The sequence below is a fragment of the Microtetraspora niveoalba genome, from assembly GCF_001570405.1.
Classification (GTDB): Bacteria; Actinomycetota; Actinomycetes; order Streptosporangiales; family Streptosporangiaceae; genus Microtetraspora; species Microtetraspora niveoalba.
Genome location: NZ_BBYM01000015.1, coordinates 131,660 through 149,966 on the forward strand (window position 1 = coordinate 131,660; position 18,307 = coordinate 149,966).

Here is an 18,307-nt window from a genome sequence, read left to right on the forward strand (position 1 = left end):
ACGATGAAGCGGCACCTGATCTCCGCGGGCGACCTGACCCGCGACGACGCCCTGCTCGTCCTCGACACCGCCGAGGAGCTGGCCCGGGTGTCGGAGCGTTCCATCAAGAAGCTGCCGACGCTGCGCGGCCGCACCGTGGTCAACCTCTTCTACGAGGACTCCACCCGCACCCGCATCTCGTTCGAGGCCGCGGCCAAGCGGCTGTCCGCCGACGTCATCAACTTCTCGGCCAAAGGGTCGAGCGTGTCCAAGGGCGAGTCGCTCAAGGACACCGCGCTGACGCTGGAGGCCATGGGCGCCGACGCGGTCGTCATCAGGCACGCCGCCTCCGGTGCCCCGCACCGCCTCGCCACCTGGGTGCGCGGCAGCGTGGTGAACGCCGGTGACGGCACCCACGAGCACCCCACCCAGGCGCTGCTCGACGCGTTCAGCATGCGGCGCAGGATGGGCAGGATCGAGGGGCTCAAGGTCGCCATCGTGGGCGACGTCCTGCACAGCCGGGTCGCCCGGTCGAACGTGCTGCTGCTGCACGCGCTCGGCGCCGAGGTGACCCTGGTCGCCCCGCCGACCCTGCTGCCGGTGGCCGTCGACTCCTGGCCCTGCCAGGTGTCGTACGACCTGGACGCGGTGCTGCCCAAGTCGGACGTCGTGATGATGCTCCGCGTGCAGCTCGAGCGGATGAACGACGCCTACTTCCCGTCCGCGCGCGAGTACAGCCGCCGCTACGGCCTGGACCGCGAGCGCTTCGGCCGCCTGCACGACGACGCGATCGTCATGCACCCGGGCCCGATGAACCGCGGCATGGAGATCTCCGCCGAGGTCGCCGACTCGCCCCGCTCGACGATCGTCGAGCAGGTGGCCAACGGCGTGACCGTCCGCATGGCCGTTCTCTATCTGCTGCTGAGCGGGTCGGAGCCCGCGATCGGGGGAGACCTGTGAGCACCATTCTGATCAAGAGCGCCCGCGTTCTCGGCGGGGAGCCGGCCGACATCCTCGTCAGGGACGGCGTCATCGCCGAGGTCGGCCCGGCGGCCGGCAAGGCGGGCGCGGCCGAGACGATCGACGCGACCGGCCTGATCGCGCTGCCCGGCCTGGTCGACCTGCACACCCACCTGCGCGAGCCCGGCCGCGAGGACGCCGAGACGGTCGAGACGGGCACCCAGGCCGCCGCGCGCGGCGGGTACACCGCCGTCCACGCCATGGCCAACACCTCGCCGGTCGCCGACACCGCCGGCGTCGTCGAGCAGGTCTGGCGGCTCGGCCAGGAGTACGGCCACTGCGACGTCCAGCCGGTCGGCGCCGTGACCTCGGGCCTGGAGGGCAGGCAGCTCGCCGAGCTCGGCGCCATGGCCGACTCCGCGGCAAGGGTCCGGGTCTTCTCCGACGACGGCAAGTGCGTCTCGGACGCCGTCCTGATGCGCCGCGCCCTGGAGTACGTCAAGGCGTTCGACGGCGTCGTCGCGCAGCACGCCCAGGAGCCGCGCCTGACCGAGGGCGCCCAGGTCAACGAGGGCGAGGTCTCCGGCAGGCTCGGCCTCACCGGATGGCCGGCGGTCGCCGAGGAGGCGATCATCGCGCGCGACTGCCTGCTGGCCGCGCACGTCGGCTCCCGGCTGCACGTGTGCCACGTCTCCACCGCCGGGTCCGTCGAGATCATCCGCTGGGCCAAGTCGAAGGGCTGGGACGTCACCGCCGAGGTGACCCCGCACCACCTGCTGCTCACCGACGCGTGCGTGGAGCGCTCGCCGGCCGGGCCGTACAACCCGATCTACAAGGTGAACCCGCCGCTGCGCACGAACGAGGACGTCCTCGCGCTGCGCGAGGCGCTCGCGGACGGGACGATCGACTGCGTCGCCACCGACCACGCCCCGCACCCGGTCGAGGACAAGGAGACCGAGTGGGCCGCGGCCGCCATGGGGATGATCGGGCTGGAGACGGCCCTCTCCGTGGTGCAGGAGGCCATGGTCGACACCGGCCTGCTCGACTGGGCCGGTGTCGCCGACCGCATGTCGTACCGGCCGGCCAGGATCGGCAGGCTGAGCGGCCACGGCAGCCCCCTGGAGGCGGGCGCCGCCGCGAACATCACGCTTTACGACCCCTCGGTCCGCACCGAGGTGAACCCGGCGGCGATGGTCTCCAAGAGCCGCAACACGCCGTACGAGGGCATGACGCTTCCTGGCCGGGTCGTGGCCACGTTGCTGCGCGGCCGCCCGACCGTTCTCGAAGGGAAGCTGGTGTGACGTTGAGCAAGGAACTGAGCGAGGAGAGCGGGACCGTGGACACGGCGTTGCTCGTGCTGGAGGACGGAAGGGTCTTCGAGGGGACGGCCTTCGGGGCCGTCGGCGAGACCTTCGGCGAGATGGTCTTCAACACCGGGATGACCGGCTACCAGGAGACGCTGACCGACCCGTCGTACCACCGGCAGATCGTCGCGATGACCGCGCCGCACATCGGCAACACCGGCGTGAACGAGGAGGACCCGGAGTCCGGCCGCGTGTGGGTGGCGGGCTACGTGGTGCGCGAGCCGTCGCGGGTCCGGTCGAACTGGCGGTCCACCAAGAGCCTGGACGACTACCTGCGCGAGCAGGGCGTGGTGGGCATCGCGATGCCGGGCACGCGGGCGCTGACCCGCCATCTGCGCGAGCGCGGCGCGATGCGGGCCGGGGTGTTCTCCGGCGCGGCGCTGGCCGGCACGGGCGCCGACCCGGCGCGAGTCGACATCGAGGAGCTGGTGGAGCGGGTGCGGCGCTCGCCCGCGATGGAGGGTGCGGACCTGGCCCGCGAGGTCTCCACGGCCGAGCCGTACGTGGTCAAGGCCGTCGGCGACAGGCGGTTCACCGTGGCCGCGGTCGACCTGGGCATCAAGGCGATGACGCCGGAGCGGATGGCCGAGCGCGGCTGCGACGTGCACGTGCTGCCCGCGACCGCGACCGCCGAGGACATCCTCGCGATCGAGCCGGACGGCGTGTTCTTCTCCAACGGCCCCGGCGACCCCGCCACCGCCGACTTCGCGGTCGAGGCGCTGCGCGGCGTGCTCGCGTCGGGGACGCCGTTCTTCGGCATCTGCTTCGGCAACCAGATCCTCGGCCGCGCGCTGGGCCTCGGCACCTACAAGCTCCGGTACGGCCACCGGGGTGTCAACCAGCCGGTCCAGGACCGCAGGACCGGCAAGGTGGAGATCTCGGCGCACAACCACGGCTTCGCCGTACGGGCCCCGCTCGACGGGCCGTTCGACACGCCGTACGGCCGGGCCGAGGTGAGCCACGTGAACCTGAACGACGGCTGCGTGGAGGGGCTGCGGCTGCTCGACTACCCGGGCTTCAGCGTGCAGTACCACCCGGAGGCCGCCGCCGGACCGCACGACGCCGCGTACCTCTTCGACGAGTTCTGCGAGCTGATGGAGCGGGCGGGCGGCGACCGGCCGGAGACGACGAGCGAAACGGGGGAGAAGGGTGCCTAAGCGCACGGACATCACATCGATCATGGTGATCGGCTCCGGGCCGATCGTGATCGGGCAGGCGTGCGAGTTCGACTACTCCGGCACCCAGGCATGCCGCGTCCTGCGCGCGGAGGGGTTCCGGGTCATCCTGGTCAACAGCAACCCGGCCACGATCATGACGGACCCCGAGTTCGCCGACGCGACCTACGTCGAGCCGATCACTCCCGGCATCGTCGAGAAGATCATCGCCAAGGAGCGGCCCGACGCGCTGCTGCCGACCCTGGGCGGGCAGACCGCGCTCAACACCGCGGTCGCCCTGCACGAGGCCGGGGTGCTCGAGCGCTACGGCGTGGAGCTGATCGGCGCGAACTTCGACGCCATCCAGGCCGGCGAGAACCGGGAGAAGTTCAAGGAGATCGTCGCCAAGGTCGCGGCCGAGCGCGGCCTGAACGCCGAGTCCGCCCGCAGCGTGATCTGCCACTCGATGGACGACTGCCTGGCCGCCGCGGGCGAGCTGGGCTACCCGCTGGTGGTGCGGCCCTCGTTCACGATGGGCGGCGCCGGCTCCGGCTTCGCGTACGACGAGGAGGACCTGCGCCGCATCGCCGGCGCCGGTCTGGACGCGTCCCCGACCACCGAGGTGCTCCTGGAGGAGTCGATCCTCGGCTGGAAGGAGTACGAGCTGGAGGTCATGCGCGACCGCGCGGACAACGTGGTGATCGTCTGCTCGATCGAGAACATCGACCCGATGGGCGTGCACACCGGTGACAGCGTCACCGTCGCCCCGGCGATGACGCTGACCGACCGCGAGTACCAGAACATGCGCGACGTCGCGATCGCGGTGATCCGCGAGGTCGGCGTGGACACCGGCGGCTGCAACATCCAGTTCGCCGTCGACCCCGACACCGGCCGGATGATCGTCATCGAGATGAACCCGCGCGTGTCGCGGTCGTCGGCGCTGGCGTCCAAGGCCACCGGCTTCCCGATCGCCAAGATCGCGGCCAAGCTGGCGATCGGCTACACGCTGGACGAGATCCCCAACGACATCACCAAGGAGACGCCGGCGTCGTTCGAGCCGTCCCTGGACTACGTCGTGGTCAAGGTGCCGAGGTTCGCGTTCGAGAAGTTCGCCGGCGCCGACCAGACCCTCACCACCCACATGAAGTCCGTGGGCGAGGCGATGGCGATCGGCCGGTCCTTCCCGGAGGCGCTGCAGAAGGCGCTGCGCTCGCTGGAGAAGAAGGGCTCCTCCTTCTCCTGGGCGGGCGAGCCGGGTGAGCGGGAGGCGCTGCTCGCGGCCTGCCGCACCCCGCACGACGGGCGGCTGCGCACCATGCAGCAGGCCATCCGCGCCGGTGCCACCCCCGAGGAGCTGTACGAGGCCACGCGGGTGGACCCGTGGTTCCTCGACCAGCTCTACGCGATCGACGAGGCCGCCCGCTCCATCGCGAGCGCGGACGCGCGGACGCTGGCCCGGGCCAAGCGGTACGGGTTCAGCGACGCGCAGATCGGCGAGATCCTCGGACTGCCCGAGGCGGAGGTGCGCCGGACCCGGCACGAGCTGGGCGTGCGGCCGGTCTACAACACGGTGGACACCTGCGCCGCCGAGTTCGCCGCGGCCACGCCGTACCTGTACTCCACGTACGACGAGGAGAACGAGGTCCCCGGCGGCGACCGGCCCAAGGTGATCATCCTGGGCAGCGGGCCCAACCGGATCGGCCAGGGCATCGAGTTCGACTACGCCTGCGTGCACGCCTCGTTCGAGCTGGCCAAGGCCGGGTTCGAGACCGTGATGGTCAACTGCAACCCCGAGACCGTCTCGACCGACTACGACACCTCCGACCGGCTCTACTTCGAGCCGCTCACCCTGGAGGACGTGCTGGAGGTCGTGCACGCCGAGCAGGCCACCGGCCCGGTCGCCGGCGTGATCGTGCAGCTCGGCGGGCAGACGCCGCTCGGCCTGGCCCAGGCGCTCAAGGACGCCGGGGTGCCGGTCGTCGGCACGTCGCCGGAGTCCATCCACCTGGCCGAGGAGCGCGGCGCGTTCGGGCAGGTGCTCGCCGACGCCGGCCTGCCCGCGCCCAAGCACGGCACCGCCCGCAGCGTCGAGCAGGCCAAGACGATCGCCGAGGAGATCGGCTACCCCGTCCTGGTCCGGCCGTCGTACGTGCTCGGCGGGGCCGGCATGGCGATCGTGTACGACGACGAAACGCTGGCCTCCTACATGGCCAGCGCGGTGCGGGCGTCCGACAACCCGGTCCTGATCGACAAGTTCCTCGACGACGCGATCGAGATCGACGTCGACGCCCTGTTCGACGGCGAGGAGCTGTACCTCGGCGGCGTGATGGAGCACATCGAGGAGGCCGGCATCCACTCGGGCGACTCCGCCTGCGCGCTGCCGCCCATCACGCTCGGCGGCTTCGACATCAAGCGCATCCGCGCCGCCACCGAGGCGATCGCGCGCGGCGTCGGCGTGCGCGGGCTGCTCAACGTGCAGTACGCGATGGCGGCCGGGGTGCTGTACGTGCTGGAGGCCAACCCGCGCGCCAGCCGTACCGTGCCGTTCGTGTCCAAGGCGACCGCGGTGCCGCTGGCCAAGGCCGCCGCACGGGTCATGCTCGGCGCGACCGTCGCCGAGCTGCGCGCCGAGGGGATGCTGCCGCCGTCCGGGGACGGCGGGACGCTGCCGCTGGACGCGCCGATCGCGGTCAAGGAGGCGGTGCTGCCGTTCAACCGCTTCCGCGGGGTGGACACGGTCCTCGGCCCGGAGATGCGCTCGACCGGCGAGGTCATGGGCATCGACGAGTTCTTCGGCACCGCCTACGCCAAGTCCCAGGCGGCGGCGTACGGGGACCTGCCGGCCAAGGGACGGGCGTTCGTGTCGGTCGCGAACAAGGACAAGCGCTCGGTGATCTTCCCGGTGAAGGCGCTGGCGGATCTCGGGTTCGAGATCCTGGCGACCGAGGGGACCGCCGAGGTGCTGCGCCGCAACGGCGTCCGTGCCAAGATCGTGCGCAAGCAGAGCGACGGGACCGGTCCCGACGGCGAGCCGACGATCGTGCGGCGCATTCTGGACGGGGAGGTGGATCTCATCGTGAACACTCCGTACGGGAGCCCCGGGCAGTCCGGGCCGCGCCTGGACGGGTACGAGATCCGGACCGCCGCCGTCCTGCGCGGCATCGCCTGCATCACCACGGTGCAGGGACTCGCGGCGGCCGTTCAGGGCATCCAGCACATCGTCCGCGGTGATGTGGGCGTACGGTCGCTCCAGGAGCATGCCCGGAGGCTGAGGGACTGAGCGAACGGAGCGGCCCGCGCGGGTTGAGCCGACGGCGCGCCTGCGGCACGCCGCGTGGTCCGTGGAGTGAGCGAGGGAGCGAGGCCGACCATGAGTGCGAGGCTGAGGGACTGAGCGAACGGAGCGGCCCGCGCGGGTTGTGCCGACGGCGCGCCTGCGGCACGCCGCGTGGTCCGTGGAGTGTGGCCGGCCGCCGGCATGTGGCTGAGGGACTGAGTGTCGCGGGACGGCGGGCCCGTGCCACGGCGGAGGTGAGGGAGTGGCCGGTTCCCCGGTGCAGGTGACGGGAACGGTGCTGACGACGCGGCGGGTGGAGGCCTACCACGCGCTGACCGTCGTGGCGCCCGCCGTCGCCGACCGGTTCCGGCCCGGCCACTTCGTCACCGTCGGCGTCGGCGGGCCGTACACGTCGATGCTGACGCGGCGGGCGTTCGCGATCCACGACGTGAAGCCGGACTACGGCGGCACGGTGGAGTTCGTGTTCCGGGTGCGTGGCCCGGGGACGGCGTGGCTCGCGGACCGCAGGGCGCGGGACACGCTGGATCTGGTGGGCCCGCTCGGGCGCCCGTTCCCGCTGCCGCGCGATCCGTGCACGTGCGTGCTGGTCGGCGGCGAGTACGGCTCGGCGTCGCTCTTCGTGCTGGCGGATGTCCTGCAGCGGCGGGGGTGCCGGGTCGATTTCGTGCTGGGGGCCTCCAGCGCGGACCGCGTGTTCGGGGCGTTGCGGGCGCGCCGTATGGGCGAGACGACGACGCTGACGACGGAGGACGGTTCGCTGGGCATGCGCGGGGAGGTGACCGACGTGCTGGCGGGCGTGATCGCGGACGCCCGGGCGGACGTGGTGTACGCGTGCGGGCCGATGGCGATGTTGCGCGGCGTCACGGCGGTGTGCGTCGAGTTCGGGATCCCGGCGCAGGTGTCGGTGGAGCAGTCCATGGCGTGCGGCGTCGGCATCTGCATGACGTGCGTCGTCCCGGTGATCGACGAGGACGGCGTGACGCGGATGGTCCGGGCCTGCACGGAGGGGCCGGTGTTCCTGGGCGAGCGGGTCCGCTTCGACGATGTCGGGACGATCCCGTTCGACGCTCTGGGAGCCCCTGGAGGGCGGCATGGATAGGCGTGAGGGTGTCCCCGGCCTCGTGGCGTGCGGCGCCCGCGGGCCCGAGGCGGCGCGGGGCGTGGACGCGGCGGTGTCTCTCCCGGAGGCGGCGCCGGGCGCGGGCGTGACGGGTTCACGCGCCGCGACCCCGGGCCGGGGCAGGGGGCGGCATGGCCGTTGATCTCAGGAGCTACCTGGGCCACGTGGAGCTGCCGAATCCGGTCTTCACGGCCTCCGGCTGCGGCGGCACCGGCCGGGAGCTGGCGCAGTTCTTCGACGTGACGCGGATCGGCGCGTTCACGACCCGGTCGATCACGATGGCCCCGAGGGCCGGCCGTCCGACGCCGAGGATGGCGGAGACGCCCTCGGGCATGTTGAGCGCCGTGGGCCTCCAGGGGCCCGGCGTGGAGGTGTTCGCGCAGCGTGAGCTGCCGTGGCTGGCCGAGCGGGGCGCGCGCACGATCGTCTCCATCGGCGGCGGCAGCGTGGCGGAGTACACCGCCCTGGCCCGGAGGCTGGCCGACGCTCCCGGGGTCACCGCCGTCGAGGTGAACCTGTCCTGCCCGAACGTCGAGGACCGCGGCCGGGTCTTCGCCCGGGACGGCTCGGCCGCGGCGGAGGTCGTCGCGTCCGTGCGGGCGGCGACGCGCTACGACGTCCCGGTGATCGCGAAGCTCGCGCCCGACGTGGCCGACGTCGTCTCGCTCGCGCGCCTGTGCGTGGACGGGGGAGCGGACGCCCTGTCCATGATCAACATGCCGCTCGGCATGAGCGTGGACGTCGACACCATGCGCCCGTCGCTCGCCGCCGGGACCGGCGGCCTGTCCGGCCCGGCGATCAGGCCGCTCGCCGTGCGCTGCGTCTGGCAGGTCCACGCGGCCCTGCCGGGAGTGCCGATCGTCGGCATGGGCGGCGTGATGACCGGCAGGGACGCCCTGGAGCTGGTCCTGGCCGGCGCCTGCGCCGTCGCCGTGGGCACGGCGCTGTTCCACGATCCGTTCGCCTGCCAGCGCATCCTGAGGGAGCTGGAGGAGCTCCTGCAGGCGCGTGGCTTCGACCGCCTGGCCGACGCCGTCGGGCTGGCGCACCGACCCGCCGGGGCAGGTCCCCGGAACCGCATCGAACTGGAGGAGAGTTCCCTGTGACCCCCGCTCCCATCGCCGTCGCCCTCGACGCGCCCGACCTGGAGACCGCGGCCCGATGGGCGAGTCTGGTGACGCCCCACGTCTCGACGGTGAAGGTCGGGCTGGAACTCTACCTCCGCTACGGCCCCGACGTGATCGCGTCCGTGCGCGGGGCGAGCGGCGTGCGGGTCTTCCTCGACCTCAAGCTGCACGACATCCCCAACACGGTGGCCGGGGCGGCCCGCGCCGTGGCGCGGCTCAAGCCGTCCATCCTCACCGTCCACGCGTCGGGAGGGCCCGCGATGATCCGGGCCGCCGTGGACGCGGCGGGCCCGCAGACCCAGATCGCGGCCGTGACGGTTCTCACGTCGCTCTCGGAAGCCGATCTCGCCGCGATCGGCTTCGAGGGACGCCCCGACGACTCCGTGCGCCGTCTGGCGGCTCTCGCCGTCGGCGCGGGAGCCCAGGCCCTCGTCTGCTCGCCCCGCGAGGTCGCCGCGGTGCGCGCCGAGGTCGGGCCCGGCATCACGCTGATCACCCCGGGCGTGCGGCCCGCCGGCGCCGACACCCAGGATCAGGCCAGAGTAGCGACCCCGGAGGCCGCGCTCATCGACGGGGCCGATCTTCTGGTGATCGGCCGGCCCATCACGGGCTCGTCCGACCCGGGGGCCGCCGCCGCGACGATCGCCGCGGCGCTCCGCAAGGTGGACGTGTCCCGTTCGGCGGGCGAGATCTCGCACGCACGCTGAACGGCGCCCGGCGGCGTCCGGAGGGCCGGCGCCGCGGTCGTGTGGCAAAGATCATCCCAGATTCTTCCCCCACTCGCGCCAGGGCCCCGTCGCGGCCGCCTCGGAGGCGCTCGCGGATCACGCGCTCGGACGTTTCCGGGGCCCCGTCCGGACGCCGCCGAGCCGCCCGCGGACCCCGGCTCCGGGTCGCTCGGGGCCCGGTCCGGCGCCGTTTCCCGGCCACCTCGGGCCGGTCCCGGAGCGCCCCGCCGTACGGCCGGCGGGCGCCTCCGAGGGCCTCTCGCGGGCCCCTCGGAGGCGGTCCGGGGGAGGGCTCTCTTCCGTGGCTGATGAGGCGGTTTTCATCGACAGAGCGTGATTTTCCGGGTGCGCAAAGTAATAGATTCAATTTTGTGGTGAGAGAAACCTGGCTTGACGTTGCCGGAGGGGGCATAGACCAGCTAGTTTCCCCTCCCGTCCGAGTACATCGACAGAAATTCGAGGTGACCCGGCGTGGCTCTTCCTCCCCTGACTCCCGAGCAGCGCGCGGCGGCACTTGAGAAGGCTGCCAAGGCTCGCAAGGAGCGTGCCGAGGTCAAGAACCGGCTCAAGCACGGCGCGGTTTCTCTGGCTGAGGTGCTGAAGGATGGGCAGACCGATGACGTCATCGGCAAGATGAAGGTCTCGGCTCTGCTGGAGTCGCTCCCTGGCGTGGGCAAGGTCCGCGCCAAGCAGCTCATGGAGCGCCTTGGTATCGCCGAGTCCCGCCGCGTGCGGGGTCTCGGTGCCAACCAGCGCGCCTCCCTGGAGCGGGAGTTCGGCGGTGCCGAGAGCTGATCTCGGCTTCGCTGCAAGATTTACGGGGGATATCGAGTGACCGATACGTCCTGGCCCGGCGAGGATCGGGCCCGCCAGGCAGCCGCTTCCAGCGGGTCCGGGACATGTGCCGGTGACTCCATGCCTCCGAACCGCCGCCTGACGGTCCTCTCCGGTCCGTCGGGCGTCGGGAAGTCCACGGTCGTCGCCGAGCTCCGGCGGTCGCACCCAGAGGTGTGGCTGTCGGTCTCGGTGACAACCAGGAAACCCCGCCCGGGCGAGACCCACGGCGTGGAGTACTACTTCGCCGACGACGCCGAGTTCGACCGCATGGTCGCCTCGGGAGAGCTCCTCGAGTGGGCCGAGTTCGCCGGCAACCGGTACGGGACGCCCCGCACACCGGTCCTCGAGCGGCTGGCCGCCGGGGTGCCGACGCTGCTGGAGATCGACCTCCAGGGCGCGCGGCAGGTGCGTGAGAGCATGCCCGAGGCGCTGCTCGTCTTCCTGGCCCCGCCGAGCTGGGAGGAACTGGAGCGGCGGCTGCGCGGCCGCGGCACCGAGCCGCCGGACGTCATCGAACGCCGCCTGGACGCCGGGCGCGTGGAGATGGCCGCCGAGAAGGAATTCGACCTCACCCTTGTCAACACGTCCGTCCAGGACGTATGCCGTCGCCTGATAGCCTTGTTGGCCGGTACCCCGGAGGTTTAGCGCTTCCGAGACGACCGGACGTCCACCTAGCTAGGGGAAGCATCAACGTGGCAACCAGCTCCGCCTACGCGGAAGGCATCACCAACCCGTCGATCGACTCGCTGCTCGACATCGTCGACAGCAAGTACAGCCTGGTCATCATGGGCGCGAAGCGGGCGCGCCAGATCAACGCCTACTACTCCCAGCTCGGCGAGGGCCTGCTGGAGTACGTCGGGCCCCTCGTGGAGACCCACGCCCAGGAGAAGCCGCTGTCCATCGCGCTCCGCGAGGTCAGCGACGGCCTGCTCACCTCCGAGCCCATCGAGGGCTGACGGCGCTCGAGGCGCCCGCCCCGCTCGCGCGGGAGGCGCGCGGGAGGTTTCACTCGTGAGATCGGTGGTCCTTGGGGTCAGCGCCGGCATCGCCGTCTACAAGGCGTGCGAGCTGCTCCGTCTGTTCACCGAGTCCGGCCACGACGTGCGGGTCGTCCCGACCCGTGACGCGCTGCGTTTCGTCGGCGAGCCCACCTGGGCCGCGCTGTCGGGCAATCCGGTGACCACCGAGGTCTGGGACTCCGTCCACGAGGTGCCGCACGTCCGCATCGGGCAGCACGCCGACCTCGTCGTCGTCGCGCCCGCCACCGCCGACGTGCTCGCCAGGGCGGCGCACGGCCTGGCGAACGACCTGCTCACCAACACGCTGCTGACCGCCCGCTGCCCGGTGGTGTTCGCGCCCGCGATGCACACCGAGATGTGGGAGCACCCCGCCACCCGCGCCAACGTGGCGACGCTGCGCGAGCGCGGCGCGATCGTCGTCGACCCGGCCGTGGGCCGGCTCACCGGAGCGGACAGCGGCCCCGGGCGGCTGCCCGACCCCGCCGAGATCTTCGAAGTCTGCCGCCGCGTCCTCGCCGGGCGCGCCGCCGACCTCGCCGGCCGCCACGTCGTGATCTCCGCCGGAGGCACCCGCGAGGCGATCGACCCGGTCCGCTTCATCGGCAACCGCTCCTCGGGCCTGCAGGGCTACGCCCTCGCCCGTACGGCCGTGGCCCGCGGGGCGGAGGTGACGCTGGTCTCGGCCAACGTCGCGCTGCCCGACCCGGCCGGGGCCAAGGTGGTGCGGGTCGAGTCGGCCACCGAACTGCGCGAGGCGGTCGTCTCGGCGGCCGCGAGCGCCGACGCCGTGGTCATGGCCGCCGCCGTCGCCGACTTCCGCCCGACGCGGCAGAGCGACACCAAGATCAAGAAGTCCGCCGCCGAGCCGGACCCCATCCACCTGGTGAAGAATCCGGACGTGCTGGCCGAGCTGGGCGAGATCCGCCGCGAGGGGCGCGCGCCGTCCCCCCGGGTCATCGTGGGCTTCGCGGCCGAGACCGACGACGTGCTCGCCAACGGCCGGGCCAAGCTCGAACGCAAGGGCTGCGACCTGCTCGTGGTCAACCAGGTGGGGGAGAACCTCGCGTTCGGCACCCTCGACAACGCCGCCGTCGTCCTCGTCGCGGGCGGCGACCCCGTCGAGATCCCGAGGGGTCCCAAGGAGGACCTCGCCGACGTGGTGTGGGACCTGGTCGCCCCGCGACTCGCCTGACCGGCGCGTTTCCCGCGACGGGGGCCGTGCGGCGGGGCCGCCGGATCTTCCGGACGGCGGGGCTTCGCGGTGCCGCACGCGGTGCGGCTACACTCAGCGGAGCATTGTAGACGTCAGCAGCCGCTGCATGAGGAGCCACTGAGTTGTCCCGTCGCCTGTTCACCTCCGAGTCGGTTACCGAAGGCCACCCGGACAAGATCGCCGACCAGATCAGTGACGCGATTCTCGACGCCATGCTCAAGGACGACCCCAGGAGCCGGGTCGCCGTCGAGACGCTGATCACCACGGGCCAGGTCCACGTCGCCGGCGAGGTGACGACGGAGACCTACGTCGACATCCCCGCCCTGATCCGGGAGAAGATCCTGGAGATCGGCTACGACGCCTCCCACAAGGGCTTCGACGGCGCCTCCTGCGGCGTCTCGGTGTCGATCGGGGCGCAGTCGCCCGACATCGCGCAGGGCGTCGACGACGCCTACGAGCACCGCGAGGGCGAGGGCGCGGACGACCTCGACCGCCAGGGCGCCGGCGACCAGGGCCTCATGTTCGGCTACGCCTGCCGGGAGACCCCCGAGCTGATGCCGCTGCCGATCACGCTCGCGCACCGGATGTCGCGCCGCCTGGCCGAGGTCCGCAAGAACGGCACCATCCCCTACCTGCGTCCGGACGGCAAGACCCAGGTCACCATCGAGTACGACGGCGACCGCCCGGTCCGGCTCGACACCGTCGTCGTGTCGACCCAGCACGCTCCGGAGATCGACCTCCGCGAGATGCTCACCCCGGACATCCGCGAGCACGTCGTCGAGCCGCTGCTGGCGGACCTCGACATCGAGGTCGAGGGCTACCGGCTGCTGGTCAACCCGACCGGCCGCTTCGAGATCGGCGGCCCGATGGGCGACGCCGGCCTGACCGGCCGCAAGATCATCGTGGACACCTACGGCGGCATGGCCCGCCACGGCGGCGGCGCCTTCTCCGGCAAGGACCCGTCGAAGGTGGACCGTTCGGCCGCCTACGCCATGCGCTGGGTCGCCAAGAACATCGTCGCGGCCGGCCTCGCCGACCGCGCCGAGGTCCAGGTGGCGTACGCGATCGGCAAGGCCCAGCCGGTGGGTGTGTTCGTCGAGACCTTCGGCACCGAGAAGGTCCCGGTCGCCCAGATCCAGGAGGCCGTGCTCAAGGTGTTCGACCTGCGCCCGGCCGCCATCATCCGCGACCTCGACCTGCTGCGCCCGATCTATTCCGAGACCGCCGCGTACGGGCACTTCGGCCGCGAGGGCTTCTCCTGGGAGTCCACCGACCGCGCCGACGCGCTGCGCGAGGCCGTCGGCCTCTGACACGTCCAGCAAGCGGCACCCGTCGTCTCCGGCGGGTGCCGCTTCGTTGTTCCGCCCGCGCCGCGTCCCGCCCCGCACAGGCGGCTCCACCCCACGTACGGCCCCGGGCGGCGGGGCCGGCGGCATCTGGTAGGACAAGAAAGTGACCGTTCCGACATCGCCCGAGGGCCAGGAGGCGCTGCTCGCGATGCCGGAGCGCGGGAGGCCGCGCGGGACGGCGGGGAGGAAGGCGGCCCCGGCCAAGGGAGCCGCCGAGCCCGCCGGGGCGGCTCCGGTCGCGCGGGTCCTGGTCGACACGCCGCTGCCCCACCTGGACCGGCCGTTCGACTACCTGGTCCCGGCGTCCATGGACGCCGACGCCGTACCCGGCTGCCGGGTGCGGGTGCGCTTCGCCGGGAAGCTCACGGACGGCTTCCTGCTCGAGCGGGCCGAGCACACCGACCACGAGGGCAGGCTGGCGTACCTGGAGCGGGTGGTCTCGCCCGAGCCCGTGCTGACGGCGGAGATCGCCGGTCTCGCCCGCGCCGTCGCGGACCGTTACGCGGGCACGATGTCCGACGTCCTCCGCCTGGCCGTGCCGCCCCGCCACGCGAAGGTCGAGGCCGAGCCCCGGAAGCCGGAGGCGGGCACCGGGGGATCGGAGGCCGGGAGCACGAGCGCCGGGGGATCGACCCCCGACCTCGCCGGAGAGGGTGAGCCCGGCGTCCAGGGCCCCGGCAGGGGCGGGCCCGGTGTCCGTGAGGCGGCGTGGGACGCGGCGAGCCCGGACGCCCGGTGCTGGCAGGCCTATCCCACCGGGGAGTCCTTCCTCGCCGCCCTCGCCGACGGGCGCTCGCCCCGGGCCGTCTGGTCCGCCCTGCCCGGCACCGGCCCCGGCGGGCCCTCCTGGCCGGACGCCGTCGCCGCCGCCGTACGGGCGACCCTGGCGAGCGGGCGCGGGGCGGTCGTCGTGCTGCCGGACGGCAAGGACGTGGCGCGGGCCGATCTCGCGCTCGGCGCCACGCCGCACGTCGCGATCACCGCCGATCTCGGTCCCGCGGAACGCTACCGTCGCTGGCTCAAGGTGCTGCGCGGGGAGGTGCCGGTCGCCGTCGGCACCAAGGCCGCGGCCTTCGCCCCCGTGGCGGACCTCGGCCTCGCCGTCATCTGGGACGACGGGGACGATCTGCACGACGAGCAGCTCGCGCCCTATCCGCACGCCCGGGAGGTGCTCGCGCTGCGCGCCCACCGCGCCGGCGCGGCCATGCTGATCGGCGGGTACGCGCGCACGGTGGAGGCCACCCGGCTGGTCGCGTCGGGATGGGCCGGGCCGCTGGTGGCCCGGCGCGAGGAGGTCAGGCGGCGGGCCCCCCGGGTGCGCCCGGCGGGCGACGACGCCGAGATGGGCAGGGACGAGGCGGCGCGCGCGGCCCGGCTGCCGAGCCTCGCCTGGCGGGCGCTGAGGCGGGGGCTGGACCACGGCCCCGTGCTGGTCCAGGTGCCGCGCAGGGGGTACCTCCCCGTCCTCGCCTGCGGGCACTGCCGCGCGCTCGCCCGCTGCGGGCACTCCGGCTGCTCCGGGCCGCTGGCCCTGCGCTCCGGCCACGCCGCGCCGTACTGCCGCTGGTGCGGGCGCATCGCGGGCGACTGGCGCTGCGGCTCCTGCGGCGGCCGCCGGGTGCGGGCCGTCGTCACCGGTTCGCGGCGCACCGCCGAGGAGCTCGGCCGGGCGTTCCCCTCGGTCACGGTGCGGACGTCCGGACGGGACGAGGTCCTCGCCACGGTCGGCGCGGCGCCCGCCCTGGTCGTCGCCACGCCCGGGGCCGAGCCCGTCCCGGACGGCGGGTACGCCGCCGCCGTGCTGCTGGACGGCTGGGCCCTGCTGGGCCGTCCCGAGCTGCGGGCCGCCGAGGAGGCCCTGCGCCGCTGGATGAACGCGGCGGCGCTGCTGCGGCCGGGGGCCGAGGTGGTCGTGCTCGCCGACTCGTCGGTCCCCGCGGTCCAGGCGCTGGTGCGCTGGGACCCGGTCACCCACGCCGAACGCGAGCTCGGGGAGCGCGCGCAGCTCGCGTTCCCCCCGGTCACCCGCGTCGCGACGCTGACCGGGCCGCCCTCGGCGGTCAGGGAGATGCTCGCCTCGGCCGAGCTCCCCGCCGCGGCCCAGGTCCTCGGTCCCGTACCCGTCGAGGGCCCGCGCGCGGGCGGCGGCCGCGAGGGGGAGGTGGAGCGCGCCATGATCCGGGTGCCCCGTGACCAGGGCGCGGCACTGGCGCGGGCGCTCAAGGGAGCGAGCGGGGTGCGCTCGGCGCGCAAGGCGGCCGATCTGGTGCGGGTCCGCGTCGACCCGCTCGACCCGGTGTGACGGCCGGTGCTGAGGTGGCGGCAGCGGCCGGCGGGAGGGGTGGAGTGCCCCGGGACCTGCGGTTTCCTGCGCTTTCGTCGCCGATTCGCGATGCTGTCAGTAACCCGTTAGCGTCTCCCTGTGTCGATCGAATGGGTGAACCGCGCTGTCGACGGCCTGCGCGCGTGGGGGCGTGAAAAGGGCGTCGAGGTCGACGTCGACGAGGTGCGGCTGCTGTGCGACTACGCCAGTGACTACCTGGAGGTGAACGAGCTCGGCGACTTCCGGCCGGGAACGTTCGAAGAGCTGCTGCTGGAGATCTACCCGCGCAAGGTCATCGCGCCGCCCGAGAGCGCGGACGAGACCGTCGCGGCCGCGCGCACCCTCGTCGACTTCCTCGTCGACATGGGCGAGATCGGCGCGCGGGCGGCGGAGCGGATGCGGGCGGTGCTCGACGAGATCGAGCCCGAGATGCCCGCCGCGCTCGCCGACACGAGCAAGTTCGGCATGGCCAAGAGCATCTTCAGCGCCATCGACGCCGACTCGCTCGACCTGTCCGACCCCTTCGCCGTGCAGCGGGCGGTGGAGGAGCTCGACGGCCTCGACGAGGACGCCTGCGACTGCCCGGGCTGCGCGCCGCTCCCGGCGGTGCGGCTCGCCTCGCCGTCCGAGATCGCCGGCGCCGTACGCGAGGTGCCGCTGCTGCGGGACGCGCACCGGCTGGTGGTGTGGATGGCCGAGGGCGGCAGGACCACCACGGTCAGGAAGGCGCTCCGGGTCAAGGACGCGCGCCGGGTCGCGGAGGAGTGCGGCGTGGGACGGCCCGCGCTGGCCTGGCGGCTGGCGCTCGACCTCGGCCTGGCCCGTCTGGAGGGCACGGCGGTGCTCCTGGAGGAGGGGTTCGTCCCCCTGGAGTCCCGCGACGAGGAGGACCTGCTCGACCTGTGGGCGGCGACGGTGGAGTTCCTCATCGAGGCGCCCGTCGAGATCACCGGCAACGAGGCGGTCGACGAGTCGATCTACGCGGTCCACGACCTGCTCTACCGGCTCCAGGTGCCGGTGCCGCCGGACGGCGTCGCCGAATACCTCCGCGAGCTGGCCGCGGGCGAGCGGGTGGACGGGATCGACGAGGCGCTGGACCGCCTCGTCTACACCGGGACGGTCCACACCCTCGGCGGCGGCGTCGCGCTCACGCCGCACGGGTTGTGGGGGCTGCGGGAGCTGTACCTGGAGATCGGGCTGGAGCCGCCCATCGCGGCGGACCTCGCCGAGGGCGACGCGAGCGGGCTCATCTCCGGGCTCATCACCAGCGGACTGCCCGCCGAGGTGGCCGAGGGCGACATCGAGCGATGGCTGGCCGTACGCACCCCCGAGCAGGCGGCGGAGGAGCTGCTCGGCGCGGTCGCGGGCGCTCCCGCCGAGATGCGCGGCATCGCCGTCACGATCGTGGACCGGCTCCCCGCCGAGGCCGCGGCCGCGTTGACCCGCTGCCTCGACGATCCCGAGCTGCGGCCGCACGCCATCCACTGGCTGGCGTCCCGGGGCCTGCCCGCGCCCGCGCTGACGCAGGACGAGCTGCTCTGGGTCAGCGTGGACATGCTGGCCCTCGCGCTGCCCGCCGCCCAGATCGACCCCGAGGGCTTCGCCGAGAACATGGCGGCGTCCGGCCCGCCGCCGCATCTGATCGAGGACATGTGGCGGGTCGAGCACCCCGACGTGGTCGAGGTGCTCGAACTGCTCGGCAACACGCTTCCTGACAAGGCCACCGCCAAGGCGGCCAGAAAGGCCGCCTTCAAGGCCCGCTCGCGCGGCATCCGCTGACCGGCGGGCGGGGTCCAGGTGGATCTCCGGGGCGGCTGAGGAGGAAGCGGCGGACGG

At 73.2% G+C, this 18,307-nt stretch carries 14 protein-coding genes; all 14 read left to right on the forward strand.

Annotated elements, in window-relative coordinates:
- Positions 1 to 3 precede the first annotated feature (3 nt).
- The 14 genes from AWQ70_RS15555 to AWQ70_RS15620 all read left to right on the forward strand — a co-directional run bounded on the left by AWQ70_RS15555 (position 4) and on the right by AWQ70_RS15620 (position 18,250).
- Positions 4 to 939 carry an aspartate carbamoyltransferase catalytic subunit gene (locus AWQ70_RS15555; protein ID WP_067176428.1) on the forward strand — a complete coding sequence of 312 codons (936 nt, stop codon included), beginning with the start codon at positions 4 to 6 and terminating at the stop codon, positions 937 to 939.
- Entirely contained in the window at positions 936 to 2,240 is a 1,305-nt protein-coding gene (locus AWQ70_RS15560) for a dihydroorotase (protein ID WP_067176257.1), read from the forward strand. The genes AWQ70_RS15555 and AWQ70_RS15560 overlap by 4 nt, the downstream gene beginning before the upstream one ends.
- Positions 2,237 to 3,460, forward strand: coding sequence for a glutamine-hydrolyzing carbamoyl-phosphate synthase small subunit (gene carA, locus AWQ70_RS15565; protein ID WP_067176260.1), 1,224 nt, complete (start codon positions 2,237 to 2,239; stop codon positions 3,458 to 3,460). Before AWQ70_RS15560 ends, carA begins: the two co-directional genes overlap by 4 nt.
- Complete coding sequence (carB, locus tag AWQ70_RS15570; RefSeq protein ID WP_067176262.1) at positions 3,453 to 6,737, forward strand: carbamoyl-phosphate synthase large subunit; 3,285 nt, start codon at positions 3,453 to 3,455, stop codon at positions 6,735 to 6,737. The genes carA and carB overlap by 8 nt, the downstream gene beginning before the upstream one ends.
- A 259-nt stretch (positions 6,738 to 6,996) precedes the next feature.
- The gene (locus AWQ70_RS15575; RefSeq protein ID WP_067176265.1) at positions 6,997 to 7,854 is read left to right on the forward strand and encodes a dihydroorotate dehydrogenase electron transfer subunit; all 858 of its coding nucleotides are present in this window, start codon (positions 6,997 to 6,999) and stop codon (positions 7,852 to 7,854) included.
- 152 nt (positions 7,855 to 8,006) lie between these two features.
- On the forward strand, positions 8,007 to 8,981 hold the full coding sequence (locus tag AWQ70_RS15580) for a dihydroorotate dehydrogenase (RefSeq protein ID WP_067176268.1): 975 nt from the start codon (positions 8,007 to 8,009) through the stop codon (positions 8,979 to 8,981).
- Positions 8,978 to 9,709 (forward strand): orotidine-5'-phosphate decarboxylase, encoded by a 732-nt coding sequence (pyrF, locus tag AWQ70_RS15585; protein WP_067176272.1) that lies wholly within the window; start codon positions 8,978 to 8,980, stop codon positions 9,707 to 9,709. Before AWQ70_RS15580 ends, pyrF begins: the two co-directional genes overlap by 4 nt.
- Positions 9,710 to 10,201: 492 nt before the next feature.
- Complete coding sequence (mihF, locus tag AWQ70_RS15590; RefSeq protein ID WP_030450375.1) at positions 10,202 to 10,525, forward strand: integration host factor, actinobacterial type; 324 nt, start codon at positions 10,202 to 10,204, stop codon at positions 10,523 to 10,525.
- Between the two features lie 120 nt (positions 10,526 to 10,645).
- Complete coding sequence (gene gmk, locus AWQ70_RS15595) at positions 10,646 to 11,212, forward strand: guanylate kinase (protein WP_067176275.1); 567 nt, start codon at positions 10,646 to 10,648, stop codon at positions 11,210 to 11,212.
- Positions 11,213 to 11,259: 47 nt separating this feature from the next.
- Entirely contained in the window at positions 11,260 to 11,523 is a 264-nt protein-coding gene (rpoZ, locus tag AWQ70_RS15600; RefSeq protein WP_067176278.1) for a DNA-directed RNA polymerase subunit omega, read from the forward strand.
- Between the two features lie 55 nt (positions 11,524 to 11,578).
- Entirely contained in the window at positions 11,579 to 12,778 is a 1,200-nt protein-coding gene (gene coaBC / locus AWQ70_RS15605) for a bifunctional phosphopantothenoylcysteine decarboxylase/phosphopantothenate--cysteine ligase CoaBC (RefSeq protein WP_067176283.1), read from the forward strand.
- Between the two features lie 143 nt (positions 12,779 to 12,921).
- Positions 12,922 to 14,109: a methionine adenosyltransferase gene (gene metK, locus AWQ70_RS15610; protein ID WP_067176286.1), complete on the forward strand. Its 1,188-nt coding sequence runs from the start codon at positions 12,922 to 12,924 to the stop codon at positions 14,107 to 14,109.
- Between the two features lie 142 nt (positions 14,110 to 14,251).
- Entirely contained in the window at positions 14,252 to 16,450 is a 2,199-nt protein-coding gene (locus AWQ70_RS15615; protein WP_084517125.1) for a primosomal protein N', read from the forward strand.
- Between the two features lie 120 nt (positions 16,451 to 16,570).
- Positions 16,571 to 18,250, forward strand: coding sequence for a hypothetical protein (locus tag AWQ70_RS15620; RefSeq protein WP_067176289.1), 1,680 nt, complete (start codon positions 16,571 to 16,573; stop codon positions 18,248 to 18,250).
- Positions 18,251 to 18,307 lie beyond the last annotated feature (57 nt).

What these genes read in the sequence shown, in the direction of transcription:
- AWQ70_RS15555 (WP_067176428.1), top strand. Translation starts at nt 4, where the DNA reads ATGAAGCGGCACCTGATCTCCGCGGGCGACCTGACCCGCGACGACGCC.
- AWQ70_RS15580 (WP_067176268.1), top strand. Translation starts at nt 8,007, where the DNA reads ATGGCCGTTGATCTCAGGAGCTACCTGGGCCACGTGGAGCTGCCGAAT.
- gmk (WP_067176275.1), top strand. Translation starts at nt 10,646, where the DNA reads ATGCCTCCGAACCGCCGCCTGACGGTCCTCTCCGGTCCGTCGGGCGTC.